The organism is Actinomadura vinacea (assembly GCF_039532545.1).
GTDB lineage: Bacteria > Actinomycetota > Actinomycetes > Streptosporangiales > Streptosporangiaceae > Spirillospora > Spirillospora vinacea.
On the sequence record NZ_BAAARW010000014.1, the window covers coordinates 1 to 26002 of the forward strand.

At 71.4% G+C, this 26002-nt stretch carries 27 protein-coding genes; 17 read left to right on the forward strand and 10 right to left on the reverse strand.

The genetic code is table 11. From position 1 onward, the window contains the following. On the forward strand, positions 1-2183 hold a 2183-nt coding region (locus ABD340_RS20490; protein ID WP_344590778.1), incomplete at its 5' end, for an ATP-dependent Clp protease ATP-binding subunit. A 165-nt stretch (positions 2184-2348) separates the two neighbouring features. Here ABD340_RS20490 and ABD340_RS20495 read toward each other — a convergent pair. Next, entirely contained in the window at positions 2349-2720 is a 372-nt protein-coding gene (locus ABD340_RS20495) for a hypothetical protein (protein WP_344590780.1), read from the reverse strand. A 456-nt stretch (positions 2721-3176) separates the two neighbouring features. On the opposite strand from ABD340_RS20495, the gene ABD340_RS20500 reads away from it, so the two are divergent. Continuing rightward, positions 3177-3365: a hypothetical protein gene (locus ABD340_RS20500; protein WP_344590782.1), complete on the forward strand. Its 189-nt coding sequence runs from the start codon at positions 3177-3179 to the stop codon at positions 3363-3365. Here the strand turns inward: ABD340_RS20500 and add are convergent. Further along, on the reverse strand, positions 3359-4345 hold the full coding sequence (add, locus tag ABD340_RS20505; protein ID WP_344590784.1) for an adenosine deaminase: 987 nt from the start codon (positions 4343-4345) through the stop codon (positions 3359-3361). The two genes, ABD340_RS20500 and add, sit on opposite strands and share 7 nt — an antisense overlap. A 406-nt stretch (positions 4346-4751) precedes the next feature. On the opposite strand from add, the gene ABD340_RS20510 reads away from it, so the two are divergent. Then, entirely contained in the window at positions 4752-5378 is a 627-nt protein-coding gene (locus ABD340_RS20510) for a dihydrofolate reductase family protein (RefSeq protein WP_344590785.1), read from the forward strand. 254 nt (positions 5379-5632) lie between these two features. Here ABD340_RS20510 and ABD340_RS20515 read toward each other — a convergent pair whose 3' ends face one another. The 3 genes from ABD340_RS20515 to ABD340_RS20525 form a co-directional block, all read right to left on the reverse strand. Further along, positions 5633-6208, reverse strand: a complete 576-nt coding sequence (locus ABD340_RS20515; RefSeq protein ID WP_344590786.1) for a DUF1707 SHOCT-like domain-containing protein — start codon at positions 6206-6208, stop codon at positions 5633-5635. A 62-nt stretch (positions 6209-6270) separates the two neighbouring features. After that, positions 6271-6906, reverse strand: coding sequence for a TetR/AcrR family transcriptional regulator (locus ABD340_RS20520; RefSeq protein WP_344590788.1), 636 nt, complete (start codon positions 6904-6906; stop codon positions 6271-6273). Positions 6907-7023: 117 nt separating this feature from the next. Then, positions 7024-7896 (reverse strand): HhH-GPD family protein, encoded by an 873-nt coding sequence (locus ABD340_RS20525; RefSeq protein WP_344590789.1) that lies wholly within the window; start codon positions 7894-7896, stop codon positions 7024-7026. Between the two features lie 67 nt (positions 7897-7963). Here ABD340_RS20525 and ABD340_RS20530 point away from each other — a divergent pair, with 67 nt between their 5' ends. Further along, positions 7964-8584, forward strand: coding sequence for a hypothetical protein (locus ABD340_RS20530; RefSeq protein WP_344590790.1), 621 nt, complete (start codon positions 7964-7966; stop codon positions 8582-8584). A 98-nt stretch (positions 8585-8682) separates the two neighbouring features. Here ABD340_RS20530 and disA read toward each other — a convergent pair whose 3' ends face one another. The 4 genes from disA to ABD340_RS20550 form a co-directional block, all read right to left on the reverse strand. Continuing rightward, entirely contained in the window at positions 8683-9765 is a 1083-nt protein-coding gene (gene disA, locus ABD340_RS20535) for a DNA integrity scanning diadenylate cyclase DisA (protein ID WP_344590791.1), read from the reverse strand. 115 nt (positions 9766-9880) lie between these two features. Continuing rightward, positions 9881-11395, reverse strand: coding sequence for a DNA repair protein RadA (radA, locus tag ABD340_RS20540; protein ID WP_344590792.1), 1515 nt, complete (start codon positions 11393-11395; stop codon positions 9881-9883). Between the two features lie 45 nt (positions 11396-11440). After that, entirely contained in the window at positions 11441-12499 is a 1059-nt protein-coding gene (locus ABD340_RS20545; protein WP_344590793.1) for an alpha/beta fold hydrolase, read from the reverse strand. A gap of 50 nt (positions 12500-12549) precedes the next feature. Next, positions 12550-13167 (reverse strand): class I SAM-dependent methyltransferase, encoded by a 618-nt coding sequence (locus tag ABD340_RS20550; RefSeq protein WP_425547411.1) that lies wholly within the window; start codon positions 13165-13167, stop codon positions 12550-12552. A gap of 266 nt (positions 13168-13433) precedes the next feature. Between ABD340_RS20550 and ABD340_RS20555 the strand changes: the two genes are divergently transcribed. The 8 genes from ABD340_RS20555 (at position 13434) to ABD340_RS20590 (ending at position 20546) form a co-directional block, all read left to right on the forward strand. Next, positions 13434-14318, forward strand: a complete 885-nt coding sequence (locus ABD340_RS20555) for a sugar phosphate isomerase/epimerase family protein (RefSeq protein WP_344590796.1) — start codon at positions 13434-13436, stop codon at positions 14316-14318. Next, positions 14315-14965 (forward strand): TetR/AcrR family transcriptional regulator, encoded by a 651-nt coding sequence (locus ABD340_RS20560; RefSeq protein ID WP_344590797.1) that lies wholly within the window; start codon positions 14315-14317, stop codon positions 14963-14965. Before ABD340_RS20555 ends, ABD340_RS20560 begins: the two co-directional genes overlap by 4 nt. A gap of 181 nt (positions 14966-15146) precedes the next feature. Next, positions 15147-15857, forward strand: coding sequence for an ABC transporter ATP-binding protein (locus ABD340_RS20565; protein WP_344590798.1), 711 nt, complete (start codon positions 15147-15149; stop codon positions 15855-15857). Then, entirely contained in the window at positions 15854-16588 is a 735-nt protein-coding gene (locus tag ABD340_RS20570) for an ABC transporter permease (RefSeq protein ID WP_344590799.1), read from the forward strand. The genes ABD340_RS20565 and ABD340_RS20570 overlap by 4 nt, the downstream gene beginning before the upstream one ends. 126 nt (positions 16589-16714) lie before the next feature. After that, the gene (locus tag ABD340_RS20575) at positions 16715-17953 is read left to right on the forward strand and encodes an LCP family protein (protein WP_344590801.1); all 1239 of its coding nucleotides are present in this window, start codon (positions 16715-16717) and stop codon (positions 17951-17953) included. A gap of 238 nt (positions 17954-18191) precedes the next feature. Next, positions 18192-19112: a proline dehydrogenase family protein gene (locus ABD340_RS20580; RefSeq protein ID WP_344590802.1), complete on the forward strand. Its 921-nt coding sequence runs from the start codon at positions 18192-18194 to the stop codon at positions 19110-19112. 71 nt (positions 19113-19183) lie between these two features. Continuing rightward, complete coding sequence (gene proC, locus ABD340_RS20585; RefSeq protein ID WP_344590804.1) at positions 19184-19978, forward strand: pyrroline-5-carboxylate reductase; 795 nt, start codon at positions 19184-19186, stop codon at positions 19976-19978. Positions 19979-20093: 115 nt separating this feature from the next. Then, positions 20094-20546, forward strand: a complete 453-nt coding sequence (locus ABD340_RS20590; RefSeq protein WP_344590806.1) for a hypothetical protein — start codon at positions 20094-20096, stop codon at positions 20544-20546. A gap of 15 nt (positions 20547-20561) precedes the next feature. On the opposite strand, the gene ABD340_RS20595 is transcribed toward ABD340_RS20590, so the two are convergent. Next, positions 20562-21644 (reverse strand): alpha/beta hydrolase, encoded by a 1083-nt coding sequence (locus ABD340_RS20595; protein WP_344590807.1) that lies wholly within the window; start codon positions 21642-21644, stop codon positions 20562-20564. A 195-nt stretch (positions 21645-21839) separates the two neighbouring features. Here ABD340_RS20595 and ABD340_RS20600 point away from each other — a divergent pair, with 195 nt between their 5' ends. From ABD340_RS20600 to ABD340_RS20620, 5 genes are all read left to right on the forward strand, one after another. Then, complete coding sequence (locus ABD340_RS20600) at positions 21840-23057, forward strand: acetoin utilization protein AcuC (protein ID WP_344590808.1); 1218 nt, start codon at positions 21840-21842, stop codon at positions 23055-23057. Positions 23058-23070: 13 nt separating this feature from the next. Then, positions 23071-23874 carry a phosphatase gene (locus tag ABD340_RS20605; RefSeq protein WP_344590810.1) on the forward strand — a complete coding sequence of 268 codons (804 nt, stop codon included), beginning with the start codon at positions 23071-23073 and terminating at the stop codon, positions 23872-23874. Between the two features lie 338 nt (positions 23875-24212). After that, a complete protein-coding gene (locus ABD340_RS20610) occupies positions 24213-24416 on the forward strand; it encodes a helix-turn-helix domain-containing protein (protein WP_030163775.1) in 204 nt (67 codons plus the stop codon). A 423-nt stretch (positions 24417-24839) separates the two neighbouring features. Further along, entirely contained in the window at positions 24840-24938 is a 99-nt protein-coding gene (locus ABD340_RS20615) for a 30S ribosomal protein bS22 (RefSeq protein ID WP_018654693.1), read from the forward strand. 47 nt (positions 24939-24985) lie between these two features. Then, positions 24986-25996 (forward strand): NAD-dependent epimerase/dehydratase family protein, encoded by a 1011-nt coding sequence (locus ABD340_RS20620; protein ID WP_344590815.1) that lies wholly within the window; start codon positions 24986-24988, stop codon positions 25994-25996. Positions 25997-26002: the final 6 nt, after the last annotated feature.

Sequence of the window (26002 nt, forward strand, 5' to 3'; positions counted from 1 at the left end):
TGATCCGTGAGGGTGAGGGTGTGGCGGCCCAGGTGCTGGTGAAGCTGGGTGCCGATCTGAACCGGGTGCGGCAGCAGGTCATCCAGTTGCTGCACGGTTACCAGCAGGGCAAGGAGCCGGCCGCGTCGGGTGGCCCGTCGGAGTCGGCGCCCTCCACCAGTCTTGTGCTCGACCAGTTCGGCCGGAATCTGACGCAGGCCGCTCGTGAGGGCAAGCTGGATCCGGTGATCGGTCGGGACAAGGAGATCGAGCGGGTCATGCAGGTGCTGTCCCGCCGTACCAAGAACAACCCGGTCCTGGTCGGCGAGCCCGGTGTGGGCAAGACCGCCGTGGTCGAGGGGCTGGCGCAGAAGATCGTCAAGGGCGAGGTGCCCGAGACGCTCAAGGACAAGCAGCTCTACACCCTCGACCTGGGCGCCCTGGTCGCCGGGTCCCGCTACCGCGGTGATTTCGAGGAGCGCCTGAAGAAGGTGCTCAAGGAGATCCGCACTCGCGGCGACATCATCCTGTTCATCGACGAGCTGCACACCCTCGTGGGCGCGGGCGCCGCCGAGGGCGCGATCGACGCCGCCAGCATCCTCAAGCCGATGCTGGCCCGCGGCGAGCTGCAGACCATCGGTGCCACGACGCTGGACGAGTACCGCAAGCACCTGGAGAAGGACGCGGCGCTGGAGCGCCGGTTCCAGCCGATCCAGGTGGCCGAGCCGTCGCTGTCGCACACCATCGAGATCCTCAAGGGTCTGCGCGACCGGTACGAGGCGCACCACCGCGTGTCGATCACCGACAGCGCGCTGGTCGCGGCCGCCCAGCTGGCCGACCGCTACATCTCCGACCGGTTCCTGCCGGACAAGGCGATCGACCTGATCGACGAGGCCGGGTCGCGGATGCGGATCCGCCGCATGACCGCGCCGCCGGACCTGCGCGAGTACGACGAGAAGATCGCCGACGTCCGCCGCGAGAAGGAATCGGCGATCGACGCCCAGGACTTCGAGAAGGCCGCGGCCCTCCGCGACTCCGAGAAGCAGCTCCTGGCGCAGAAGGCGCAGCGGGAGAAGGAGTGGAAGGCCGGCGACATGGACGTCGTGGCCGAGGTCACCGACGAGCTGATCGCCGAGGTCCTGGCCACCGCGACCGGCATCCCGGTCTTCAAGCTCACCGAAGAGGAGCAGACCCGGCTCCTGCGCATGGAGGACGAGCTGCACAAGCGCGTCATCGGCCAGGAAGACGCGATCAGGGCACTCTCCCAGTCGATCCGCCGTACCCGCGCCGGGCTCAAGGACCCCAAGCGTCCGGGCGGCTCGTTCATCTTCGCCGGCCCCTCGGGCGTCGGTAAGACCGAGCTGTCCAAGACGCTCGCCGAGTTCCTGTTCGGGGACGAGGACGCGCTGATCCAGCTGGACATGTCGGAGTTCATGGAGAAGCACACCGTCTCGCGGCTGTTCGGCTCCCCGCCCGGCTACGTCGGGTACGAGGAGGGCGGTCAGCTGACCGAGAAGGTGCGGCGCAAGCCGTTCTCCGTCGTCCTGTTCGACGAGATCGAGAAGGCGCACCCCGACATCTTCAACTCGCTGCTGCAGATCCTGGAGGACGGTCGGCTGACCGACGCCCAGGGCCGGGTGGTGGACTTCAAGAACACCGTGATCATCATGACGACGAACCTGGGGACGCGGGACATCTCCAAGGGGCAGTCGCTGGGCTTCACCCGCGCCAACGACGAGCAGGGCTCGTACGAGCGGATGAAGGCCAAGGTCAACGAGGAGCTCAAGCAGCACTTCAGGCCGGAGTTCCTGAACCGGGTGGACGACACGGTGGTGTTCCACCAGCTGACGCCGAAGGAGATCATCCAGATCGTGGATCTGATGATCGCCAAGGTGGACGAGCGGCTCAAGGACCGGGACATGGGGATCGAGCTGCGGCAGGAGGCCAAGGACCTGCTGGCCGAGCGCGGGTACGACCCGGTGCTGGGCGCGCGGCCGCTGCGCCGCACGATCCAGCGCGAGATCGAGGACAACCTCTCGGAGAAGATCCTCTACAACGACGTCACGGCCGGCCAGATCGTCATCGTCGGCACCCAGGGCGACGGCGAAGAGGCCAAGTTCACCTTCAAGGGTGTCCCCAAGCCGTCCACCGTCCCGGACAGCCCGCCGCCCATCGAGGGCGCGGTCAACTTCAACAAGGACTGACCAGCCAAGGCAGGGCCCGTTCCCAGGTGCTCAACGCACCCGGGAACGGGCCCTTCCTCTTTCTCACCGCCGGCGCTGAGCGGACTGCGGCGTCTCCCGAGAAGCCGGAAATGGGCGAAAACGGATGCGCAATGCGCCGCTTCGCGGGACCGCTGCGCGCCGGAATCAGGACAGACGGCGCTGGATGCGGCGAATACGGGACTCTGCCTGAGACGCATCGGCGTTTCCGCGCTCAACGCGTCGCCGTAGCCGGTATTCGACCGTCTCGCCCAGAGGGAAGTCCGGGCTCTTGCGCCAAGAACTGCTGGAGAGGCGCCTGCCCTTGAGGCGCTGTTCGATCGCGTCCTCACGCGCCTCGTCCGGTACCCCGCGGGCCTGGCCCAGCGTCTGGTGGACGCGATGGCGTTCGGCGCGGTGCTTGCGCTGCCGGCGGCGGGGGAGGTTCTTGCGCGACGCCTTGTCGTTCTCGCCGTAGAGGTTGCGGCGGTCCTTGAGATAGCTCAGCCGCTTCTTTTCCTGCGGCGTCCGGCTTGCCATGCACGGGAGGGTAGGCCCCGGACGCGACGTCGCCAACCGGTTTTCGGGCTCCAAGGAATGTCGGGGGCGCCCCATAGGATTCGAACATGCGATCGAATCTCCAGTCCCGGCTGCAAGGCGAGCTCCTGGCACGGGTGCTGCTCGGCCCGGACCGGGAGTCGAGCATGCTGAACCTCGCGGTGATGCTCCGCGCCGACGTCGGCGCGGTCGTCCGGGAGGCAGAGCGCCTGGCCGGAGCGGGGGTGCTCACCCTTCGGCGCACCGACACCGGCCCTCTCGTCGCACGGAACGCTTCCACCGCGTTGTACGAGCCGCTGGTGCGGCTGCTCATGCTGACGTTCGGGCCGTCGGCGGTCGTCGCCGAGGAGTTCGGGAAGCTGCCCGGGGCGGAGGAGGCCCATCTGTTCGGCGCGTGGGCCGATCGCTACGCGCAGGTCCCCGGCCCGCCGCCCGGCGATGTGGAGGTCCTGGTCATCGGGTGTCGAGCGCGAGTCGGCGTTCGACGCGGCCCAGGAGACCACCGCACGGCTCGGCTTGCCCGTGCACCCGGTCGTGCGTACGCCGGCGCAGTGGGCGCACGACGACGACCCGCTCCTGCGCGAGATCAGGGCCGGGCGCCTCGTCCGCGCCCTTCCCGGTTACTGAGGGTGAGCCAGCCAGTCGTCGATCTCCGCATCAAGCCGGGCCTTGGTCGCCGCCGGGGCGAACGACGCCGCCACGCTCGCCCGGGCCAGTTCGGCGAGCACGGCGTCGCCGTATCCGAACGCGTCCCGGACGAGCGCGTACTCCCCGGCCAGCGATGCCCCGGTCATCGAGGGGATATCGGTGTTGACCGTCACCACGAGCCCTGCCTCCCGCAGCCGCTCGAATGGGTGCTCGGGCAGCGAAGGGGCGAATCCCAGGGCCACGTTGGACGACGGGCAGACCTCCAGAGGAAGGCGCCGTTCCCTCACCTCGGCCACCAGCTCGGGGTCGTCGAGCACGCGGATGCCGTGTCCGAGCCGTTCGGTCCGCCCGGCCGTGATGGCCTGCCGGATGCTGGCCGCCCCCTCCGCCTCGCCCGCGTGGTGGACGACGTGCAGTCCCGCTTCCTTGGCCGCGTCGAAGACTTTGACGAACGGATCGCCCGGGTGGGCCTCGTCGCCGGCAAGGCCGACCGCGACCACCTGGTCGTATCGCCGCGCGAGCTCCAGCGTCCGCCAGGCCCGCTCCACCGACCGGCGCCGCGAATGGTCGAGGATCAGGCGGCACTCGATGCCGAAGTCCGCGCTTCCCTTGGCCAGGCCCTCCAGCACGGCGAGCAGCGGCATGTCCAGATCGCCGAGGCGCTCGCCGTGCCCCGCCGCGGTGAACGACACCTCCGCGTACCGGGTGCCCTGGGCGGCCTCGTCCTCGCAGTACTCCAGGGCGACCCTGCGGAAGTCCTCGGGACGCTGCAGGCAGGCCCGCACGAGGTCGTTCTGCACGAAGAAGTCGGCGAAACCGCCGAACGCGTGCCCCGCCTCCAGATGCTCGGGGAACGCGACCCCGTTGACCTCACCGATCTCCCGAAGCGTGGTCCACCGTACGGTGCTCTCCAGATGGACGTGAAGGTGTGCCTTGGGCAGTCTCAAAAGATCGCGCACCGGCTCACGCTAGATCCCGCCCCTCCGTCCAGGCCACACATTTTCCGCCGCAGGCGGCGCGTGACCGGTTGAGCGGTCGTGACGTGGCGGCCAAGCGTTGCACTCACCGCACCCCACCACCCAGCGGCGGGCTGCATGAGCTGGAGGACGTCTAGAGCGTCCCGGCCTTAGTCGACCCATTCACAATGATGTGAGGCCGTGTCGGGCGGCCGAACGGGAGATGTTCAGCACGATCAGCACCTTCAGAGCCGCCGGGCAGGCGTTCCCGCGGGTGCGCGGTACCTTGGGGACCTTCTTCGCTGAGGAGGCGGCCGGGCCGCTCGGCGATCTTGTCGGTGGTTGTCGATTGCGGAGGTTCTCGTTCGCCGTAGTCGGTGAGGGTGCCAGTACGAGCGAAGGAGACGGCATGCGCAAACTGATGGTGACCACGTTCATGTCCCTGGACGGGGTCATGCAGGCACCGGGCGGCGCCGACGAGGACCGCGACGGCGGGTTCGAGCACGGCGGCTGGGCCGTGCCGTTCATGGACCGGCAGGCCATCGGGCTCATGGAGGAGCTGACCGGCAGAGCGGGCGCACTGCTGCTCGGGCGCCGGACCTACGAGATCTTCGCCGCCACCTGGCCGCTGGCCGAGCCCGGCGACCCGATCGGGGACAGGATGAACGGCCTGCCCAAGTACGTCGCGTCGCGGACCCTGGACGCCGTCTCGTGGCAGAACTCGACGCTGCTGACCGGCGACGTCGCCGAGGCGGTCGCCGGGCTGAAGGAGGGCGAGGGCGGTGAGATCCAGGTCCACGGCAGCGGCGGGCTGATCCAGATGCTCATCGCGCAGGGCCTCGTCGACGAGTTCCACTTGCTGGTCTTCCCGGTGCTCATCGGTTCGGGCAAGCGGCTCTTCGGGGCGGGGACGGTTCCCGCCGGCCTCGCCCTCGGCGGCGTGACCACGACGGACACCGGCCTGGTCATCAGCACCTACTCTCGGGACGGAAAGCTCGAATACGGTGCGATGGGCCCGGAAACCGGCAACTGGTGACCGACGAGCAGGGGGACAGGTCTACCCCTAGGTGACGCTCCGGCCGGTGGGTTCTGTCCAACTGGCCTGACCAGCAGCGACTGATCACAACTGCGGTCTGCAGAGTTCAACTCTCCGTCGCCGATCTGGCTCACCCACTGGATCCTGTTCGTCACTGCCACTCCCTACTATCTGTGACGACAAGGCAGGGCCCCACGCGGGCGCCACGCCGCGCGATCGGACGGCCCCGGCCCTGCAGAAACCCCCCGGGACGGTCAGGACGCCTTCCGCGGGGCCTTGGTCTTGGTGCCCACGCCGCCGAACAGGGCCAGGCCGCTGATGACGACGCGCGGCGCGCCCTGTTCCCTTCGAACGGCGCTCCGGTCGAACATGCCGAACAGGCCGAAGCCCTTGACCTCGACCTCGACGTCGTCGGGCACGATGACCTCCGTATAGCCCCAGAGCGCGAAGGCGCGGACGCCGATCTCTCGGTCGGCGAAGCGGGCGTCGCGCAGGTCGATCTCGCCACCGCCGAACATCGACAGCGAGGTGAACCGGCGCGGGGCGATCCACCGGCCGCGGCGGCTGAACCAGCCGAACACGCTCACCGCAAGACGGGAGCTGGGCTCCTCGTCCACGACCAGCGTGTCGGTGCGGCCCGGCTCGGGCAGGTCGCGGCTCACGCGTTCCAGTTCGCCCCGGGTGCGAGCGCCGAAGACCTCGGTGAGCCGCCGGTCCAGCTCGGTCAGCTCGATCCGTCCCTCGGCGGCGGCCTCCCGCAGGCGCCCGGCCGCATGATCGCGGTCCTGGTCGGAGGCTCGCACCTGCTGTGGCCCGGGATGCTCAACCATGCTTCAGTCCTCGTGTCGATCGGCGTGGCCGAGCACATTCTATTCTCCAACTGGCCAATAAGTCATTCGGCGGGCTGCAGCCCGGATTCCTCCACCATGTGGGCCCCGAGCATCGCCGCCAGCTGGGTGCGGAACCTCTCCTGGTGCGCCGGATCGTCGGGGTCATGTCCCAGGCCCGCCAGCCACGACCGTCCGCCGATGGCGAATCCGTACGCCGCCGCGAGCCCGGTCAGCGCCACCGTCTCGATGCGGGCACGGCTCGGCACCGGACGTCCCGCGAGCGCGGCCCGGATCCCGGCCTCGATCGCGTCGATCAAATCCACCAGCTCCGGCCGTGCGGCCCCCTGGTAGTCGGCGTGCATCTCGGCCCAGACGAACAGGCGCAGGTACCGCTCGTCCGTCAGCGTCTCGAACAGCACCTCCATGATCCCCGCGGCGGTCGGCACGCCGTCCTCGGCCCGGATCCGCTCGCGCACCCGTTCCTCGATGCGATCGTTCTCGGCCGTGAGCACCTGCCGGACCAGGGCGGCGTAGGTGCCGAAGTAGTGGGTCACGAGCCCGTGGGCGACGCCGGCGGCCTCGGCGATCTGCCTCAGGCTGACGTTGTCGGGGCCTCGTTCCCCGATCAGCCGGGCCGCCACCGCCAGCAGCTCGGCGCGCGATTCCTCGGGACTGCGCCTGCGTCGTCTGGATGCCACGAACCCAGCCTATTGTCCACTGGACAATAGGTCCGGCGGTGTCCGTGCGGCGTCGGGTGACATCCTGCGGTGCGACCCGCCTCGGCTGCTCAAGGTCAGCTACGGGACCGAGACGCCCTAGGAGGGGAGGGCGTAGCGTCCGTCTTCCAAGGGGTCTACCAGGCCGTCCGCGACCAGCGCGTCCAGAGCGCGTTCGCGCTGGACGGGGTCGGACCAGACGACGTCCAGCGCGGGCTTCTCGACCGGGCCCTCGGCGTCGCGGAGGACGGCCAGGAGGCGGCCGCGGCACTGGCGGTCGGTGCCCGCGTAGGTCTGGCCGCGGCGCGGCGGGCCGTCGTAGGCGGGACGTCCGGCGTGCTGCCACGCGCACTGGGCGATCACCGGGCAGTCGACGCAGCGGGGCGTACGGGCGGTGCACACCAGGGCGCCCAGTTCCATGACGGCGACCGACCAGCGGGCCGCCGTGGGCGGGTCCAGCGGCAGGAGCGACTCGGCGAGCCGTACCTCCGCCTTGGTCTGGGCCTTGGGTGGGTACTCCTCGCCGGAGCACAGGCGGGCCAGGACGCGCCGCACGTTGGTGTCCAGGACGGCATGCCGCTGCCGGTAGGCGAAGCTGGCGACGGCGGCCGCCGTGTACGCGCCGATGCCCGGCAGGGCGAGCAGGTCCTCGTGCGAGGACGGGACGTCGCCGCCGTGCCGTTCGACGATCGCGACGGCGCCGGCGTGCAGGCGCAGCGCGCGGCGCGGGTAGCCGAGCCGGCCCCAGGCCCGTACCGCCTCCCCGGACGGCTCGGCGGCGAGCGCGGCGGGCGCCGGCCAGCGCTCCAGCCATTCGCGCCAGACCGGCAGGACGCGGGCGACCGGGGTCTGCTGGAGCATGATCTCGCTGACCAGCACGCCCCAGGGAGTGCTGTCCGCCGCGCGCCAGGGCAGGTCACGGGCATGCTCGTCGTACCAGTCGAGGATCGGTTCGGTGTAGGCGGTGCTCATGATGTGCCGCCATTCTGACACGGCGGGTCGGCACGCCAACGGAGATCAAAGAACGCATACTTTCCGTGTGCGTTCGGATGCGGGCCGTGATGGCGGCGGGTTGGGGGAGGAGCAGTACTGGCGGCGGCGCGCGACCGCGCTGGTCGGGGTGTTCGGCGTGATCGCGGTCCTGGGATGGGCGTGCTCCGCCTCCGGCGGTGAGGGGGCGCAGGTGGTGAACTCGCCCGCGGTGCCGTCGGTGCCCGCCGTGCTGCCCACGGTCACGGTCACCGCCGAGGTCACCAAGACCGCCCGTCCTGTCGCGCAGAGCGGCGGGGCCTGCGATCCAGAGTCCGTGGTCGTCACCATGTCGGCCGCCCGCGACGTGCACGGGCCCGGGGAGCGGCCCGAGTTCCACGTGACCGCGGTCAACACCGGTCCCTTGGCGTGCGCCTTCGATGTCGGCCCGCGCGGGCTCGATCTGCGGATCACCTCGGGGGAGGACCGCGTCTGGTCGTCGGCCGACTGTGCGCGGGGGGCCGGGGCGCCGGCCAGGACGCTGCGCCGGGGCGTCCCGTACGTGGGCACGGTCACCTGGGACCGCAGGCGCTGCGCGGGGGAGCGCGCCCGCGCGCGCCCCGGTACGTACGTCGCGGCCGTTCATTCGGCCTCCGCCTACACGCCCAAGCAGGTCTTCTGGCTGCGCTGACCGCGGGCGTTAGAAACGGGGGTCGACCAGGTTCGCGGGCCCTGCCATCAGGTGATTACGGCATGTGAGTAATTGGTCGGAAGCGGAGCGTGTCCGCGTCAGACGTAGCGCTCCAGGATCGACGACTCCGCCAGCCGGGACAGGCCCTCCCGGACGCTGCGGGCACGCGCCTCGCCGACGCCGCCGACGCCCTGCAGGTCGTCGATGCTCGCGGCCAGCAGCTTCTGCAACCCGCCGAAATGCTCCACCAGGCGTTCCACCACCAGGCTCGGCAGCCGCGGCACCTTGGCCAGCAGCCGGAAGCCCTTGGGACTGACCGGCAGATCGAGCGCGTCCGGGCCCGCGAAGCCCATCACCTCGGCGACCGTCGACAGGTCGAGCAGCTCGTTGGCCGACAGCAGGTCCAGGTCGGACAGCACGGCGTCGAAACCGCGGTCGCGGGCGGAGGACGACGGGTAGTCGCGCACGATCAGCTCGCGGTCGACGTCCACGCCCGACACCAGCTCGTCCAGCTGCAGCGACAGCAGCCGGCCGTCGGTGCCCAGCTCGACGACGTAACCCTCGATCTCGTCGGCGATCCGCCGCACCATCTCCAGCCGCTGGACGACCGCGCTCACGTCCCGGACGGTGACCAGGTCCTCGATCTCCAGGGCCGACAGCGTGCCGGACACCTCGTCCAGCCGCAGCTTGTAGCGCTCGAGCGTGGCCAGGGCCTGGTTGGCCTTGGACAGGATGGCCGCCGAGTCCTCCAGGACGTAGCGGATGCCGTCGAGGTACAGCGCGATGATGTGCATCGACTGGCTGACCGAGATGACCGGGAAGCCGGTCTGGCGGGCCACCCGTTCGGCCGTGCGGTGCCGGGTGCCGGACTCCTCGGTGGGTAGCGTCGAGTCGGGCACCAGGTGCACCGCGGCGCGCACGATCCGCGAGTGCGAGCCGTCGAGGACGATCGCGCCGTCCATCTTGGCCAGCTCGCGCAGCCGGGTCGCGGAGAACTCGACGTCGAGTTCGAAGCCGCCTGTGCAGAGCTCCTTGACGAGCTTGTCGTAGCCGAGCACGATCAGCCCGCCGGTGTGCCCCCGCAGGATCCGTTCCAGTCCGTCGCGGATCTGCGTACCTGGTGCCACCGCGGCGAGCGTGGCGCGGCGTCGTTCGTCATGACCCTTGTCGTGTGCTGGCACCTGGCCCCCGGGAGGTCGCTGGACGGCGTCAGTTTACCGAGGAGCCCTCGTCACGGGTTCCCCACCTGGTCCTTAAGCGTGAACAGTGTGCCGCAACACTCTGCAGTGAAGGGAGTTAGGGCGCCGTGAAGGACACCTGCAACGCCTGCGTCAGACTGTCCACTTCCATCACTTTCATGCCTTCATAGCTGCTCAGTTGCGGATCGGCGCGCTTGAGGGGCGTCCCGTCGCCGAGTTCGAGGGAGCCCCGCGGCACGACGGCGTGCTTGAAGCCGAGCCGGGCGGCCTCGGCCAGGCGGCGCTGCACACCCGGTACGACCCGCACCTCACCGGCCAGCCCGACCTCGCCGAGCGCGATCAGGCTGCCGGACAACGACTGTTCCACGGTCGACCCCGCCACCGCCAGCGCCAGCGCGAGATCGACCGAGGTCTCCGACAGCCGGACGCCGCCGACGGTGGACACGTACACGTCCTGCTCGTGCATCGAGATCTTGCAGCGCTGGGACAGGACGGCCAGCACCATGGCGACCCGCGAGGTGTCCAGCCCGGACGTGGCGCGCCGCGGCGAGGGCAGGTGGGACTTGGCGACCAGGGCCTGCACCTCGGCGACCAGCGGCCGCCGCCCTTCCAGGGTGACGGTCACGCACGTGCCCGGGACGGGTTCCTCGCGCCGGGTCAGGAACAGCCCGCTCGGATCGGGCACGCCGACGATCCCGACCTCGGACAGGTCGAAGCAGCCCAGCTCGTCGGTGGGGCCGTACCGGTTCTTCACCGCGCGGATCATGCGGAGCCGGCTGTGCCGGTCGCCCTCGAAGTAGAGGACGACGTCGACCAGGTGCTCCAGCAGCCGCGGCCCGGCGATGGCGCCCTCCTTGGTGACGTGCCCGACCAGGACGACCGTCATGCCGCGTTCCTTGGCCACCCGGATCAGGTTGGCGGCGACCTCCCGGATCTGCGTGACGCCGCCGGGCGCGCCGTCCACCTCGGAGGTGCCGATCGTCTGGATCGAGTCGACGACCAGCAGCGTCGGCTCGACCTGGTCGATGTGCCCGAGCACGGCCGACAGCTCGGTCTCGGCCGCCAGGTAGAGGTCGTCGGTGATCGCCCCGACCCGGTCGGCGCGCAGCCGCACCTGCTCGGCGGACTCCTCGCCGGTGACGTACAGCACGGGTCGTCGCCCCCCGGCTTTGCGCGCCGCCGCGTCCCCCGCGTCCGTGCCGCCTGCCTCGGACGGCCCCGACCCGTTGCCCCCCGGCCCCGCGGCAGGCGTCTCGAACGTCCCGGGCGTGGAGGCGAGCGCCGCCACCTCGAGGAGCAGCGTGGACTTGCCGATGCCGGGCTCGCCGGCCAGCAGCAGCACCGCGCCGGGCACCATGCCGCCGCCGAGCACCCGGTCGAGCTCGTCCAGCCCGGTGGGACGGGTCTGCGCGGACCGGACGTCGACCTGCCCGATCGGCCGCGCCGGCGAGCTGACCGGCCCGGCGGCGACGACCCGCGCCGGAGTGGCGGATCCGGCCTCGGTGACCGACCCCCACACCTGGCACTCCCCGCAGCGTCCCACCCACTTGGAGGTCTGCCAGCCGCACTCCGCGCAGCGGTAGGTCGGCTTCGCCGTCTTCGCCTTCGCCATGCGCCGAAGCGTAGAGCCATCCGCCGACATCGCGGGGACGGGCGGTCAGGCGGCCAGGGAGTGGTGGGCGCGCTGGACGAGGTCGAGGAGGAGGCCGGAGACGGCGGCGGGACGCTCCAGCATGGCCATGTGCCCGGCCCCGGGGACGATCTCCAGCCGCGCGGACGGGACACAATCGGCGATCTTGAGGCTGTGCTCGACCGGGGTGAGCAGGTCGTGCTCGGCGCCGATGACCAGGGTGTCGGCCCGGTCCAGCGCGGCGCAGTCGCTGATCAGCTCGTGCGTGACCATCGAGTGGAGGAACTCGGTGAAGGCGTCCACCCGGGTCTCGGCCAGCATCTGCTCGGCGAACGCGACGGCGGCGGGACCGGCGTCCGGGCCGAAGGCGATCAGGTCCTCGACCAGCATGGAGCCGCGGCGGCCCAGGTGGCGGACCTTCTCGATGGCGGCCGAGCCGGCTCCCGCGGCGCGCAGCGCGCGCGGGACCAGGTGGCGGGTGGCGCGGTCGAGGACGACCGGGAGGCCGAGCGGGAGCGCGCCGAGGCCGCCGGAGGAGGTGCACAGCAGGCCGGTGCCGACGATCCGCGGGCCGATCTCGGCGCCGAACTCGTCCGCGTACCGCATGATCGTCATGCCGCCCATGGAGTGCCCGACCAGCACGATCGGGGTGCCGTCCGGGACGGTCGCGTCGATGACGGCGGCGAGGTCGTGGGCGAGGCGGGGCAGCCGGTTGCCGTCGCGCCCGCCGCCGTCGGAGCGGCCGTGACCGCGCTGGTCCCAGAAGACCAGGCGGCCCTGGCCGCGCAGGGCCTTGCGCTGGAAGTGCCAGGAGTCCTGGGTGAGGGTCCAGCCGTGGCAGAAGACGATGGCCAGGTCGGTGCGGTCGGCGCCGTCGATCTCGGCGTAGAGCCGGGTGCCGTCCGCGGCGCGCACCGGTACGGGGCGGCCGCGCACCGAGCCGAAGGGTTCGCCGGCGTACGGGTCGGGACGGAACTGGAGGCGGCGCAGGGCGCTGCGCTGCGCGGCCAGCCCGGCCCCCGTGGCGGCGGCGCCGAGTGCGGTCGCGGCGAGGATGGTGCGGCTCGTCCTGGCGGCACGGCCCATGCTGCGATCGTCCCTTCACCACCTGTGACCGACTGGTCGGTAACCCCGGTTCAGAGGTAACGCCACCACAGATTCACCGCGTAGTCCACCTCCAGGCCGGGGTGCTCGCGCAGGAGCTCCGCGGCGAGGTCGGCGGGGAACTCGATGCGCAGCACGGACTCGAAGTCGGCCCGGTCGCCGAACGACCAGCGGATCGTCAGCGGCTCGCGCCGGAAGCCGCGCCGCGTCCAGAAGCGCTCGACCGCGGCGGGATCGTAGGAGGGCAGGCCGCGCAGGAACCAGCCGCCGAAGGTGGAGCGGGTGGCGTCGTTGTCGATGATGAAGATCGCGCCGCCGCGCCGTCCCACGCGCTCGAGTTCGGTCAGGCCGGGCTCGCAGCCGGGGCCGAAGAAGTAGGCCCAGCGGGCGTGCACGACGTCCACGGAGGCGTCCGGAAGCGGCAGCGCCTGGGCCGCGCCCATGCGCACGGTGACGTTCGGGACGTCGCACACCCGCTGCCGGGCGGCCGCGGCCAGCTCGGCATGCGGCTCGACGCCGATCACCTTGGCCGCCTCGCGGGCGAATTCCGGCAGGTGGAAGCCCGTGCCGCAGCCGACGTCCAGCACGGTCGAGCCGGCCCACGGACGGATGGCGCGCATCGCCGAGTCGAGCGTTCCGTCCGGGTCCACGGCGCGGTTCTCGATCTCGTACACGTGCGGGGAGTTCCAGATGTTGGGGCTCGGCACGGCCCCCGGTGCGATCCTGGCCACGCGGACCCAGGGTAGTCATTCCGGACGTCAAGAAATCGGATCACCGGCGCCCGAGGGTTCCTTCGGGCCCGCGGGCGCATAGGCTTTCGGTTGCGTGCGCCCGCCGGGCGGGGCAGGGTGCCAACGGGTCCTGCCCAACGGAGCACACGAGGAACTGCCCAGCGACCATTCAGGCGAGGAAAGCCTTGACCCCGCAGCACAACGGCACCGTCACGCCGGCCATTCGCGTTCCGGACGCGCCGATCACGCTGTCCACCGCGTCGGTCTACCCGGAGAAGGTGCCCAGCGCCTTCGAGATCGCCGCGCTGCTGGGGTACGACGGTGTCGAGGTCATGGTCTCCACCGACGCCTCCTCGCAGGACCTCAACGTGCTGCGCCGGCTGTCGGAGTACCACCAGGTGCCGATCAGGTCGATCCACGCGCCGTGCCTGCTGCTGACGCAGCGGGTGTGGGGACGCGAGCCGTGGGGCAAGTTGGTGCGTTCCAAGGAGGTCGCCGAGGAGCTGGGCGCCGAGGTCGTCGTGGTGCACCCGCCGTTCCGCTGGCAGCGCGAGTACGCCCGCGAGTTCGTCGAGGGCCTGGCCCGCATGCAGGAGGAGACCGACGTCCTGTTCGCGGTCGAGAACATGTTCCCGCTCAAGGCGCGCGGCGCCGAGGCCGGCATGTACCTCCCCGACTGGAACCCGGTCGACCAGGACTACCCGTATGTGACCCTCGACCTGTCCCACACCGCCGTCTCGCGCTCGGACGCCCTGGAGATGGCCGGCGAGCTGGGCGGGCGGCTGCGGCACGTCCACCTGGCCGACGGCATCGGCGTGACCAACAAGGACGAGCACCTGGTGCCGGGCCGGGGCAACCAGCCGTGCGGCGCGATGCTGGAGCGGCTCGCCGACGACGGCTACCGCGGCCACATCTGCCTGGAGGTCAACACGCGCCGGGCGGCCAGCCGCGCCGACCGCATGGAGGACCTCGCGGAGGCGCTGGCGTTCGCCCGGCTCCACCTGGCCGCCGCCGGCCGTACCTGGGAGGTCACCTCGGGCGGCGAGGTGTCCCCGCGGAGCGTGCGGTGACGAAGGCGGTACGGCCGGATGGGAGCGGTTCCAACGGCTCCGGTTCCAACGGCTCCGCCGGCCCCGAGGGCCGTTCCGGGCGCGGCCCCGGGCGCCGTCCGGGCCCGACCGAGACGCGGGAGGCGATCCTGGCGGCCGCCCGCGACCTGTTCGCCGAGAAGGGGTACGACGGCGCCTCGCTGCGCGCCATCGCCCGTGCCGCCGAGGTCGACCCGGCCCTGGTGCACCACTTCTTCGGCAACAAGGAGGGCGTGTTCACCCAGGCCATGCGCTTCCCGGTGGATCCGAGCGAGGTGGCCGCGAAGATCCTCGGCGCGCCGCGGGAGCGGCTCGGCGAGATGATGGTCCGCACGTTCCTGGAGGTCTGGGACGACGCGGACCGGCGCGCCCCGATCCTGGCCCTGCTCCGCTCCGCGATGACCAACGAGCGGGCCGCGGTGATGATGCGCCAGTTCGTGAGCACGGCGCTGTTCGGCAAGGTGCACGAGACCCACCGGATCCCGATGCTGCGGATCAACGCCGCCGCCGGGCAGATGGTCGGCGTGATGCTGCTGCGGTACGTGCTCGAGGTCGAGCCGATCGCCTCGGCCACCGGCGAGGAACTCGTCGACCTGCTCGCGCCCACGGTCCAGCGCTACCTGGGCTGACGCACCGCCCGCCGTCGCGATCACTTGGGCGGGGTGCATTTCGCGCGCCTTTCGATCACTGCTGTTCGTTCCGTCTGCCGGTTTGGCGGTTCTTTTTCCTGTCTCCGGGCCGTCCGGGGTTGACCGGGACGTTCTGGCGGCTTAAATTCAACGCATGATGAGTTTTAGCTCGGATCCGGCGGTGAGCGTCCGTGATCTGCGGGTGGACCGGGGCGGCAGGCCGGTCCTGCACGGGCTCGGCTTCGAGGTGCCGCGCGGCTCGATCGTGGGGCTGCTCGGCCCGAGCGGCTGCGGCAAGACCACGCTGATGCGGGCCGTGGTGGGCGTGCAGATCGTCAAGGGCGGCGAGGTCACGGTCCTGGGCGAGCCGGCCGGCTCGGCGGGGCTGCGCCGCCGCGTCGGGTACGCCACGCAGTCCCCGGCCGTCTACGCCGACCTGAGCGTCCGCGAGAACATGCGCTACTTCGCCGCCGTCCTCGGCGCGCCGCGCGCCGACGCCGACCGGGTGATCGACGAGGTCGGCCTCGGCCGGTCCCGCGACCAGATCGTGTCGACCCTGTCCGGCGGCCAGCTCAGCCGCGCCAACCTGGCGGTCGCCCTGCTCGGCACCCCCGAGCTGCTTGTCCTGGACGAGCCGACCGTGGGCCTCGACCCGGTGCTGCGCCAGGAGCTGTGGGAGCTGTTCCGGGAGCTGGCCGACCGCGGCGCCACCCTGCTGGTCTCCAGCCACGTCATGGACGAGGCGGGCCGCACCGACCGGCTGCTGCTGATGCGCGAGGGCCGGATCCTCGCCGACGGCACCCCCGGGTCGCTGCGCGAACGCACCGGCGCCGCCGACCTGGAGGCCGCGTTCCTGCATCTGATCACCGAGCGCGCGGGGAGCCTGTCATGAGCCTCTCGATCACACTGGCCACGACCCGGCGGGTGCTGGGCCAGCTCCGGCACGACCACCGGACGATCGGCCTGATGGTCGGCGTGCCGGCGGTGCTGATGATCCTGCTGCGGTACGTCTTCGACCGTCCGGGCACCTTCGACCGGATCGGCCCGATGCTGCTCGGGCTGTTCCCCTTCATGATCATGTTCATCGTGACCAGCGTGGGCACGCTGCGCGAGCGCACCAGCGGCACGCTGGAACGCCTGATGACGATGCCGATCGGCAAGCTCGACCTGCTGCTGGGCTACGCGCTGGCGTTCGGCCTGATCGCGCTGGTGCAGGTCGGCGTGGTGCTGACGATCTCGCTGACCTGGCTCGGCCTCGACCTGGCCGGCTCGGCGGGCTCGCTGCTGCTGGTGGCGGTGCTGGACGCGCTGCTGGGCATGGCGCTGGGCCTGTTCGCCAGCGCGTTCGCCCGCACCGAGTTCCAGGCGGTGCAGTTCATGCCGGCGTTCGTGCTGCCGCAGACGCTGCTGTGCGGGCTGCTCGTCCCGCGCGAGCAGATGGCGTCCTGGCTGGAGGCGATCTCCGATGTGCTGCCGCTGTCGTACGCGGTGGACGGCATGCGGCGGGTGACGGTCGAGACGGGCTTCTCCGGCGCGCTGGCCCTCGATGTGGCCGTCATCGCCGCCTGCACGCTGCTGGCGCTGCTCCTGGGCGCGGCGACGCTGCGCCGCCGCACCGACTGAGGCGCCCTTCCTTACCACAAGATCAAGGAAAGCCGGGACGCGTCTCTTAAGGGATCCGCTAAGCCTCGGACACGGGAGCCTGTGAAGCGCGGATGGGCCCCGGGAGTGCTGATAATGTCCCGCGGCATGAGTCCCGTTGACCTCCCGGGTTCGCCGGCGCCGCAGCCGCCCGGCGGATCCGGTGCCTCCGCTCCAGGCTCCCTGCCGGGCGCCACCGGACCGCGTGCTCACGGTCCGGGCCCGGCCGCGCACACGCCGGCCGGGCTGCTGGATCCGGGCGGGCCCGGCGGGCCGGGCGGCCCCGGCGGCTCGGACGGGCCGGGCGGTTCGGGCGACGACCCGTTCGGCATCGACCGCAAGCGCCGCTGGCCGCGCGTGCTGGCCGCGGTGGTGGTGTTCGTCCTGCTGGTGGTCGCGGGGGTCGGCGGGCTCGTCTGGCAGCGCCAGTCGTCCTACAACGGCAACATCGACCGGCTCCCGGGCGTGATGCCGAAAGGCAAGAACCGCCCCGGGCCCAACGTGACCGGCACCGAGAACTGGCTGCTGGTCGGCTCCGACACCCGGGCCGAGGTGGGCACCACCGGGGAGGGCGGCAAGGTCTGGAAGCCGGGCCAGCAGCGGTCCGACACGATCATGCTGCTGCACCTGCCGGCCGACCGCAGCAAGGCGTATGTGATCTCCTTCCCGCGCGACTCCTGGGTGCAGATCCCCGGGTACGGCCCGCAGAAGATCAACGCGGCGTTCTCGTTCGGCGGCCCGCCGCTGCTGATCGAGACCGTGGAGAGCCTCACCGGGATCCGGATCGACCACTTCGGCGCGATCGACTTCAACGGCTTCAAGTCGATGACCGACGCGCTCGGCGGCGTCGAGGTCGACATCGCGCAGAGCGTGTACGACTCGGCCAACAAGGTGCACTGGCAGGCCGGCCGGCAGACGTTGAACGGCGAGAAGGCGCTGCTGTTCGTCCGGCAGCGCTACAACCTGCCCAACGGCGACTTCGACCGGATCCGCCGGCAGCAGGCGTTCCTGCGGGCGCTGGCGCAGAAGGCCGCCGACGGCGGCACGGTCAGCAACCCGCTCAAGCTCGACCGGTTCCTGTCCGCCTTCACCAAGTCGATCAGCGTGGACGACTCGGTCTCGGCGGGCAAGCTGCGCTCGCTGGCGCTGAGCATGCGCGGCGCGCGGCCGGGCGACGTGTCGTTCCTCACCGTTCCCAACAAGGGCAGCGCGGCGCGCGGCGGCCAGAGCGTGGTGCTGCTCGACAACGCGAAGTCGAAGGCGCTGTTCGAGTCGGTGCGGACGGCCGATGTCGGCAAGTTCGTCCAGCAGTACGGCGGCACGAACCGCGTCGGCACCGTGTCCTGACACTGTCTCGAAGTGGCCTCAGGTACCGCGTGAGCGCGCTGCCTGGCCGGTGGGGCGATGCCGGAGGCGAGCTTCACCGGCCAGATCGCGAAGCGATGTCGCGCTCGCCCAAGCACGGTCAGGGTGCGAGCCCCCAGGCGAGCGCCCTGGGCCGGGATTGCAAAAGCACAGCCTCCGTTCCGGGGATTAATCTGGGGAAGGCGGACAGAGCCGCACCGTCCGGAGAAGGGGATGGGAAGTGCTTCGGCAGGCCCTGCTGGTCGCGTCACGCAGCGACGGCGTGCGCAAGGTGATGGAGACCGCGCCCCTGACCCGCGGTGTGGTGCGCCGGTTCATCGCGGGCGAGACGATCGACGACGCGCTGTGCGTCACCGACGACCTCATCGGCGAGGGGCTGCTGGTCAGCCTGGACGTGCTGGGCGAGGACGTGCACGACGCGAGCCAGGCCGACGCGACCGCCAAGCACTACGTCGAGCTGCTGGAGCGGCTGGCGGGCGCCGGGTTCGGCGCCCGGGCCGAGGTGTCGCTGAAACTGACCGCGGTCGGCCAGGCCTTCGACGAGGACTACACGCTGGAGAACGCGCGGCGCATCTGCACGGCGGCCCGTTCGGCGAGCACCACGGTCACCCTCGACATGGAGGAGCACGAGCGGGTCGACTCCACGCTGCGGATCCTGCATGAGCTGCGCCGCGACTTCCCCGACACCGGCGCCGTGGTGCAGGCGTACCTGCGGCGCGCGGAGGAGTACTGCGCGGAGCTGGCGTACGAGGGGTCGCGCGTGCGGCTGTGCAAGGGCGCCTATGCCGCGCCGGAGTCGATCGCCTTCACCGACAAGGACGAGGTCGACAAGTCGTACGTGCGCTGCATGAAGATCCTGATGGGCGGCAAGGGCTATCCGATGCTGGCCACCCACGATCCGCGCCTGGTCGACATCGCGGGCGCGCTGGCGGTGCTCAGCGACCGCGACCCGGGAAGCTTCGAGTACCAGATGCTGTACGGGATCCGTCCGCAGGAGCAGCGGCGGCTGGCCTCGCAGGGGGCCCAGATGCGGGTGTACGTGGCGTACGGCGAGGAGTGGTACGGCTACTTCATGCGCCGCATGGCCGAGCGTCCGGCCAACCTCGGGTTCTTCCTGCGCTCCGTGGCGACCCGCTCCTAGCCCGGACGGGCCCGCACGGCGCTGCCCACTAGGCTGATGAGGTCGATGAATCCCCACGTCAAGGTGTATGAATGATCGCGATTCTGGGTGCCGGCAAGATGGGCGAGGCGCTGCTGTCCGGGGTGCTCCGGGCCGGCCGTGCCCCGTCGGAGCTGATGGCCACCGTCCGCCGCGAGGAGCGCGGCGCGCTGCTGCGCGAGCGGTACGGCGTCGAGATCGTCGGCAACGCGGAGGCCGCGGCGACCGCCGACACGCTGGTGCTGGCGGTGAAGCCGCAGGACATGGGCGTGCTGCTGGACGAGATCGGCGCCAAGGTGCGGCCCGGCCGGCTGGTGATCTCGATGGCGGCGGGGATCACCACGGGGTTCATCGAGGAGCGGCTGCCGGCGGGCGTGCCGGTGGTGCGGGTCATGTCCAACACCCCGGTGCTCGTGGACGAGGCGATGAGCGTGATCTCGGCGGGTTCGCACGCGGGGGAGGAGAACCTGAAGCTGGCCGAGGAGCTGCTGTCGCCGGTCGGGAAGGTGCTGCGGCTGCCCGAGTCGCTGCAGGACGGCGCCACGGCCCTGTCCGGCAGCGGTCCGGCGTACTTCTACTACCTGGTCGAGGCGATGGTGGACGCGGGCATCCTGCTGGGGATGCCGCGGGCGGCGGCGCTGGAGATGGTGATCCAGTCGGCGGTGGGCGCGGCGGTGATGCTGCGCGACTCCGGGGAGCACCCGGTGATGCTGCGGGAGGCGGTGACCTCGCCCGGCGGGACGACCATCTCGGCGATCCGGGAGCTGGAGCGGCACGGCGTGCGCGCGGCCGTCCTGGAGGCGATCGAGGCGGCCCGCAATCGGGGCCGTGAGCTGGCCGGGGGCTGATCCGCGGCCGGCCTTCCCCGGACCCGTGCCCGGACGTGTGTTCTGACCCGGGGTACCGGAAATTCGGCAGCGCGGAAGGTTGATCCGATCACCCGGTTATGGCCGTGTAGTAGGTATGAAAATTTTGCTGCGGCTTCTCGTGGCCGCGGGACTGGCCGCCGACGCCTACGTCCACTGGGTCTTCGCGCCCGACATGGCCTTCGTGGAGGGCGGCAGTATCGGCGGCGACGTGCTGTTCCGCGCCCAGGCGGTGGCGGCAGCGCTGGCCGGGGTGCTGGTGCTGGCGTGGGCGCGGCGCTGGACGTACGCCATCGCGTTCCTGGTGGCGGCGAGCGCGGTGGGGGCGCTGCTGCTGTACTACTCCGTCGACGTGGGTGCGATCGGGCCGCTGCCGGACATGTACGAGCCGGTCTGGTACGGGGAGAAGACGATCAGCGCCGTGGGCGAGGGCGTGGCCGCGCTGGCCGCGCTGGCCGGGTTCTTGACGGCCCGGCCGAGGCGGACCGCGGGGACGGACGAGCCTCCGGCCGAGGCGCCGGGCGGCCCGTTGCAGCCTCAGCAGCGGTAATCGAGCGGCGGCGGGTCAGGCGGCTTCCGTGCCCGACCCGCCATCGACCCCGGCCGGGGCCCCGGCCCCGACCGGGCTTCCGGCCCCGACCGGAGGTCCGGGCGCGGCCCCGGCCACGACCGTGCGGACGAACCGGCTAGCCTCGGCCATCGCCGCGCCCGCCTCGGGCAGGACGCGGTTGAGCATCTGGAAGACGTGCATCTGGCCCCGCCAGACCTGGAGTTCGCAGTCGGAGCCGGCCGCCGCGAGCGCCTCGGCCAGCGCCTCCGCCTCCGAGCGCAGCACCTCGGCCCCGCCCACCTGGATCAGGAACGGCGGCGTGTCGGCCCACGGGCAGGTGAGCAGGGCCAGCCGCGGGTCCTCGAAGCCGTCCGGTCCCACCACCAGGCGCGCGACCCGCCGCGCCGAGTGCGCGCTGACGTAGGGGTCGCGGGTCTCCGGCTGCGCCCGCGTGGACAGTTCGCAGCTCAGGTCGACCCACGGGGAGAACAGGACGGTGCCCGCCGGCCGCGGCAGACCGCCACGGCAGATCTCGGCGGTCAGCGCGGCGGCCAGGTGACCGCCCGCGGAGTCGCCCACGATGACGATCCCGCCGGCCGGGACGCCGCGGTCCAGCAGCCAGCGGTACGCGGCCACCGCGTCCTCCAGCGGCGCCGGGAACGGGTGCTCGGGCGCCAGCCGGTAGCGGGGCGCGAAGACGGGGAGCCCGGTGTCGAGCGCCAGCCGGGAGGTGATCGGCCGGTGCGTGCGCGGCGAGCAGAACACGTACGCGCCGCCGTGCAGGTAGAGGATCGCCCCGGGGGCGGGGGATTCCTCGTCGTCCCGGGCCAGGACCCATTCGCCGCGGATCGGACGGCGCGCCCCTCCGGTCTCCACCCGGGGGTCGATCACCTGCCGGATCCGTACCCGCTGCGAGGCCCGCAGCAGCAGGGACGCGGCGTCCACGGTGGAGCGGGCGGTGCGGATGCCGTGGGGCCAGCCCGGCAGCCGGTGGATGAACGGCCGTGCCCCGAACCTGATCGCGGTGGAGATCGCCCTGCTCTGGAAACTGGGGTGGCGCTCATACGGCGGTGCCGCGTCCACCTGCTCCAACCCCATCCAGCCCCCCAACGGTCTGTTACCGATGTGTTAAATAGATGCCCAAACTTTAGGGTCACATGTCCGAAGATTTCATTACACGACCAGGTAAAATTCCGCTGAGTGATCGATTGATCGCCAAGGGTAAGGCGTCCCGGGTGGTTGTGACCCAGGCCATGCGCCCGGGACGCGGGCCGGACCGGTAGCGTGATGGCCATGAGCAGCGTCCCGCCCCCCGTGTCCTCTCCGGAGTGCGGGCTCAAGGTCTTCTGGGACGACCGGCTCATCTCCTACGACTTCGGCACCGGCCACCCCCTGAACCCCGTCCGCGTCGAGCTGACGATGGCCCTGGCCCGCGAGTACGAGCTGCTGGACGCGCCGAACGTGGTGGTCGAGGAGTTCGAGGCCGCCGACGACGAGCTGCTCGGGCTCGTCCACGACCCGGCCTACATCGCCGCCGTGAAGCACGCGGGCGCCACCGGCCTGCCCGAGCTCCGGCACGGCCTCGGCAGCCCCGACAACCCCGTCTTCCTGGGCATGCACGACGCGTCCGCGCTGGTCACCGGGGCCTCCGTCGCCGCCGCCCGCGCCGTCTGGACGGGTGGGGCCGAGCACGCCGCCAACGTCTCCGGCGGCCTCCACCACGCCCTCTCAGAGGCGGCCAGCGGGTTCTGCGTCTACAACGATCCGGCGGTCGCGATCGCGTGGCTGCTGGCCAACGGCGCCGAGCGGGTCGCCTACGTCGACGTCGACGTCCACCACGGCGACGGCGTCCAGGCGGCCTTCTACGACGACCCGCGGGTCTTGACGATCAGCCTGCACGAGACGCCGCGCACGCTGTTCCCCGGCACCGGCTTCCCGAACGAGACCGGCGGTCCGGGCGCGGAGGGCTCCGCGGTGAACGTGGCGCTGCCGCCCGGCACCGGCGACGCCGCCTGGCTGCGCGCGTTCGACGCCGTCGTGCCGCCGCTGCTGGAGGCCTTCCGGCCGCAGGTGCTGGTCACCCAGCACGGCTGCGACAGCCACGCGCTCGACCCGCTGGCGCACCTGATCCTGAGCGTGGACGGCCAGCGCACGGTGTACGCGTGGCTGCACCGGCTGGCGCACCGGCTGGCCGGCGGCCGGTGGGTGGTGACCGGCGGCGGCGGATACGAGCTGGTCCAGGTCGTGCCGCGCGCTTGGACGCACCTGCTGGCCGAGGCGGCGGGCCGCCCGATCGCGCCGGAGACCGCCACGCCCGAACCGTGGCGCGACTTCGTGCGGCGGCGGACCGGGGAGGTCGCACCGCGCCGGATGACCGATGGGACGAGCGTGGTGGAGGTGGTGACGTGGGGGAACGGCTACGATCCGGCGAACCCGGTGGATCAGGCGGTGCTGGCGACCCGGCGGGCGGTGTTCCCGGAGCACGGCCTGGATCCGATGACCGGCCTGTGACCGGGCGGCCGTGATGGCGGCCCCGGACCGGGCGGAGCTGCGGGCCCAGCTGGTCCGCACCATGATCGCCGGAGAGGTCGCCACGCCGCGCCAGAACAACCTGCTGCACTTCCGGCGGATGGCGGCCCGCAACCCGTACTACCTCTTCGGTCTCGATCTCAAGCGGTCGTGGACGGAACGGGACGTCCTGGAGGTCATGGTCGAGCGCTGCGGCGTGAACCCGGACCCGATGCACCTGTACGGCGACGACACCATCGATCCCGAGCTGACCCTCGACGCGCTGGAGGCGATGGGCGACCGGATCGGCCGGGCCGCGCGGCGCGCCGAGCCGGTGGTGCTGGCGACCGGGCATCCGGCCACGCTCACGCCGGTGTACCAGGCGGTCTCCGTGGCGCTGCGGGCCTCTGGCTGCAAGGTGCTGACGCCCGCGGCGGGCTGGTCGTACGAGATCGAGAGGTACCACGGCACCGAGCCGCGCCGGATCGTCTACGCGCCCGAGGGCGTGGCGATGGTGGAGGACGGGGACGGGCGCACCCAGCACACCCACGACCCGTTCCCGATGGAGGCGATGCTGGCCGAACTCGCAGCCGAATCGGCGGATTGGCCGGATCTGGCCATCGCCGATCACGGCTGGGCCGGTGCGGCCGGCGAGGCGGGCATCGACACCGTGGGGTTCGCGGACTGTAACGATCCCGCGCTGTTCGCCGGCGCCGCCGAGGGCAAGATCGATGTCGTGGTGCCGCTGGACGACGGCATATCGTCCCACCATTACGCCCCCATGACGGCATTTTTGCTGGATCGTGCCGGGCTCGGCTGACCGGATCCGGCCTGGCTTCGCCTCAGTGGGTATCACTCAATGTGACAAAAGGGCCGTAAAGGGGCATCTGGCCGCGTCCGAAGCCTCGATCGACCCCTGAGTCGCAGGTCAACGCATGGTCCGGTGCGCTGGACGGGCCCCGGGGCTACGCCCGGTGCCGCCCGCTCCACGCTCCGTGCGAAAGCACACTGTGGCTCTTGGGACAGGTCGGGATACGGAAATGGGTGGAACTCCCCTCTTGCGACTGCCGGTACACGATTTACGCTGGGGGAAGTACACGTGCGTGATCAAAGTCACCCAAAGGGCCGGTGCGCGGCACGTGTGGAAGAGGGCGTCCGATGAGCTCAGGCGAGCGACCTCTGAGTGAGGTCAGGTTCCTGACCGTGGCCGAGGTGGCGGCGGTGATGCGGGTGTCCAAGATGACCGTCTACCGCCTCGTCCACTCGGGCGAGCTTCCCGCGATCCGCGTGGGACGCTCGTTCCGGGTTCCCGAGCAGGCCGTTCACGACTATCTGCGCGAAGCGTTCATCGAAGCCGGATAACGGGGTAGGGCGGGGCCATGACCCATGACCTCGCCGTACACTCCCGCTCCGGCCGTGCAGGGGGCGGCCGCGCGGATCGCGTGATCCGTGCGGGCAGCTGGGGAACAGAGCAGGACGAGGACCGGTCGGCGGCCTTGGGGCAGCCGGGACCGGTGTCCGGGGAGCCGGGGGCATCTCCGATGTCCGCGGCACCCTGGACACCGGGAAAGGGCATGCCCGTCCGGGGCCGCGCCGCGCCGCGCGCGCGAACCGCTCCGGCGATCGCCGCAGGCGGCCAAAGCGGCACTTCGGGGGCCACCGGCGGACAGAGCGCGGCCTGTGCAGCGGTACGCTTGGGCCTCGGCCCGTGCACACCGAGCGAGCACCCCTCGCCGGACGGCACGGCCGACTCCTGTCGACACCCGAGACTCCGAGCGAGGTCACGTGGGCTCTGTCATCAAAAAGCGCCGCAAGCGGATGGCCAAGAAGAAGCACCGCAAGCTTCTGAAGAAGACGCGTATCCAGCGCCGCAACAAGAAGTAAACACACCGGCCACTCAGCCGTAAGGGGTGGAGCGCACAGTGTCGTCCATGCCCTCCGCTGCGGCCCGCGTCGTACTCGTCACTGGAGTCTCCCGCTTCCTGGGGGCCCGGGTCGCGAACACCCTTCAGGCCGACCCGGGCATCGAACGCGTCATCGGCGTGGACACCGTCCCGCCCGCGGCGCCGCTCGGACGCACCGAGTTCGTGCGCGTCGACATCCGTACGCCGAGCATCGCGAAGGTCATCTCCTCCGCCGAGGTCGACACGGTGATCCACCTGAACCTGGTGACGTCGCCGTCCGCGCCCCGGCCGAAGGTGAAGGAAGTCAACGTCATCGGGACGATGCAGCTGCTGGCCGCGTGCCAGCGGTCGCCCGCCATGCGCAAGCTCGTCGTGCGGTCCTCGGCCGCCGTCTACGGCTCCTCGCCGATGGACCCGGCGGTGTTCACCGAGGACGAGGAGCCCGTCGAGGCGCCCACGTCCGGGTACGCCAAGGACGCGGTCGAGGTCGAGGGCTTCGTGCGCGGGCTGCGGCGGCGGCGCTCGGACCTCACCGTGTCGCTGCTGCGCTTCGCCAACTTCCTCGGGCCGGGGGTCGACTCGCCGTTCACCCGGTACCTGCGGATGCCCGTCGTCCCCACGGTGCTGGGCTTCGATCCCCGGCTCCAGTTCCTGCACGAGGACGACGGGACCGAGGTGCTGCGCCGGATGACGGTGGAGGACCACCCGGGCACCTACAACGTCGCGGGCGACGGCGTGCTGCTGCTGTCGCAGGTACTGCGCCGGGCCGGCCGCCCGTCGGTGCCGCTCCCGGCCCAGTCGATCTCCGTCCTGGGCGACGCGGGACGCCGGTTCGCCGGAATGACGGGCTTCTCCCCGGAAACGCAGCGCTGGCTGACCTACGGCCGGGTGATCGACACCACCCGGCTGATCGCGGAACTGTCCTGGCGGCCGAAGTACACCACCGAGGCCGCCTTCGCCGACTTCGCCCAGGAGCTGGGACGCGGCGCCCCCCTCCAGCTGATCGACCGGCTCGCCGCCGTCCTGCACCGCGGCTGATGGGAG

Bases quoted from the DNA above. Each gene is read 5' to 3' on its own strand.
- ABD340_RS20620 (WP_344590815.1), top strand. From the start codon at position 24,986: ATGCCCTCCGCTGCGGCCCGCGTCGTACTCGTCACTGGAGTCTCCCGC.
- ABD340_RS20510 (WP_344590785.1), top strand. From the start codon at position 4,752: ATGCGCAAACTGATGGTGACCACGTTCATGTCCCTGGACGGGGTCATG.
- ABD340_RS20500 (WP_344590782.1), top strand. From the start codon at position 3,177: ATGTGGAGGTCCTGGTCATCGGGTGTCGAGCGCGAGTCGGCGTTCGAC.
- ABD340_RS20605 (WP_344590810.1), top strand. From the start codon at position 23,071: ATGGCGGCCCCGGACCGGGCGGAGCTGCGGGCCCAGCTGGTCCGCACC.
- ABD340_RS20600 (WP_344590808.1), top strand. From the start codon at position 21,840: ATGAGCAGCGTCCCGCCCCCCGTGTCCTCTCCGGAGTGCGGGCTCAAG.
- ABD340_RS20525 (WP_344590789.1), bottom strand. From the start codon at position 7,896: ATGAGCACCGCCTACACCGAACCGATCCTCGACTGGTACGACGAGCAT.
- ABD340_RS20515 (WP_344590786.1), bottom strand. From the start codon at position 6,208: ATGGTTGAGCATCCCGGGCCACAGCAGGTGCGAGCCTCCGACCAGGAC.
- ABD340_RS20590 (WP_344590806.1), top strand. From the start codon at position 20,094: ATGAAAATTTTGCTGCGGCTTCTCGTGGCCGCGGGACTGGCCGCCGAC.
- ABD340_RS20595 (WP_344590807.1), bottom strand. From the start codon at position 21,644: ATGGGGTTGGAGCAGGTGGACGCGGCACCGCCGTATGAGCGCCACCCC.
- ABD340_RS20610 (WP_030163775.1), top strand. From the start codon at position 24,213: ATGAGCTCAGGCGAGCGACCTCTGAGTGAGGTCAGGTTCCTGACCGTG.
- ABD340_RS20545 (WP_344590793.1), bottom strand. From the start codon at position 12,499: ATGGGCCGTGCCGCCAGGACGAGCCGCACCATCCTCGCCGCGACCGCA.
- ABD340_RS20570 (WP_344590799.1), top strand. From the start codon at position 15,854: ATGAGCCTCTCGATCACACTGGCCACGACCCGGCGGGTGCTGGGCCAG.
- ABD340_RS20495 (WP_344590780.1), bottom strand. From the start codon at position 2,720: ATGGCAAGCCGGACGCCGCAGGAAAAGAAGCGGCTGAGCTATCTCAAG.
- proC (WP_344590804.1), top strand. From the start codon at position 19,184: ATGATCGCGATTCTGGGTGCCGGCAAGATGGGCGAGGCGCTGCTGTCC.
- ABD340_RS20575 (WP_344590801.1), top strand. From the start codon at position 16,715: ATGAGTCCCGTTGACCTCCCGGGTTCGCCGGCGCCGCAGCCGCCCGGC.
- radA (WP_344590792.1), bottom strand. From the start codon at position 11,395: ATGGCGAAGGCGAAGACGGCGAAGCCGACCTACCGCTGCGCGGAGTGC.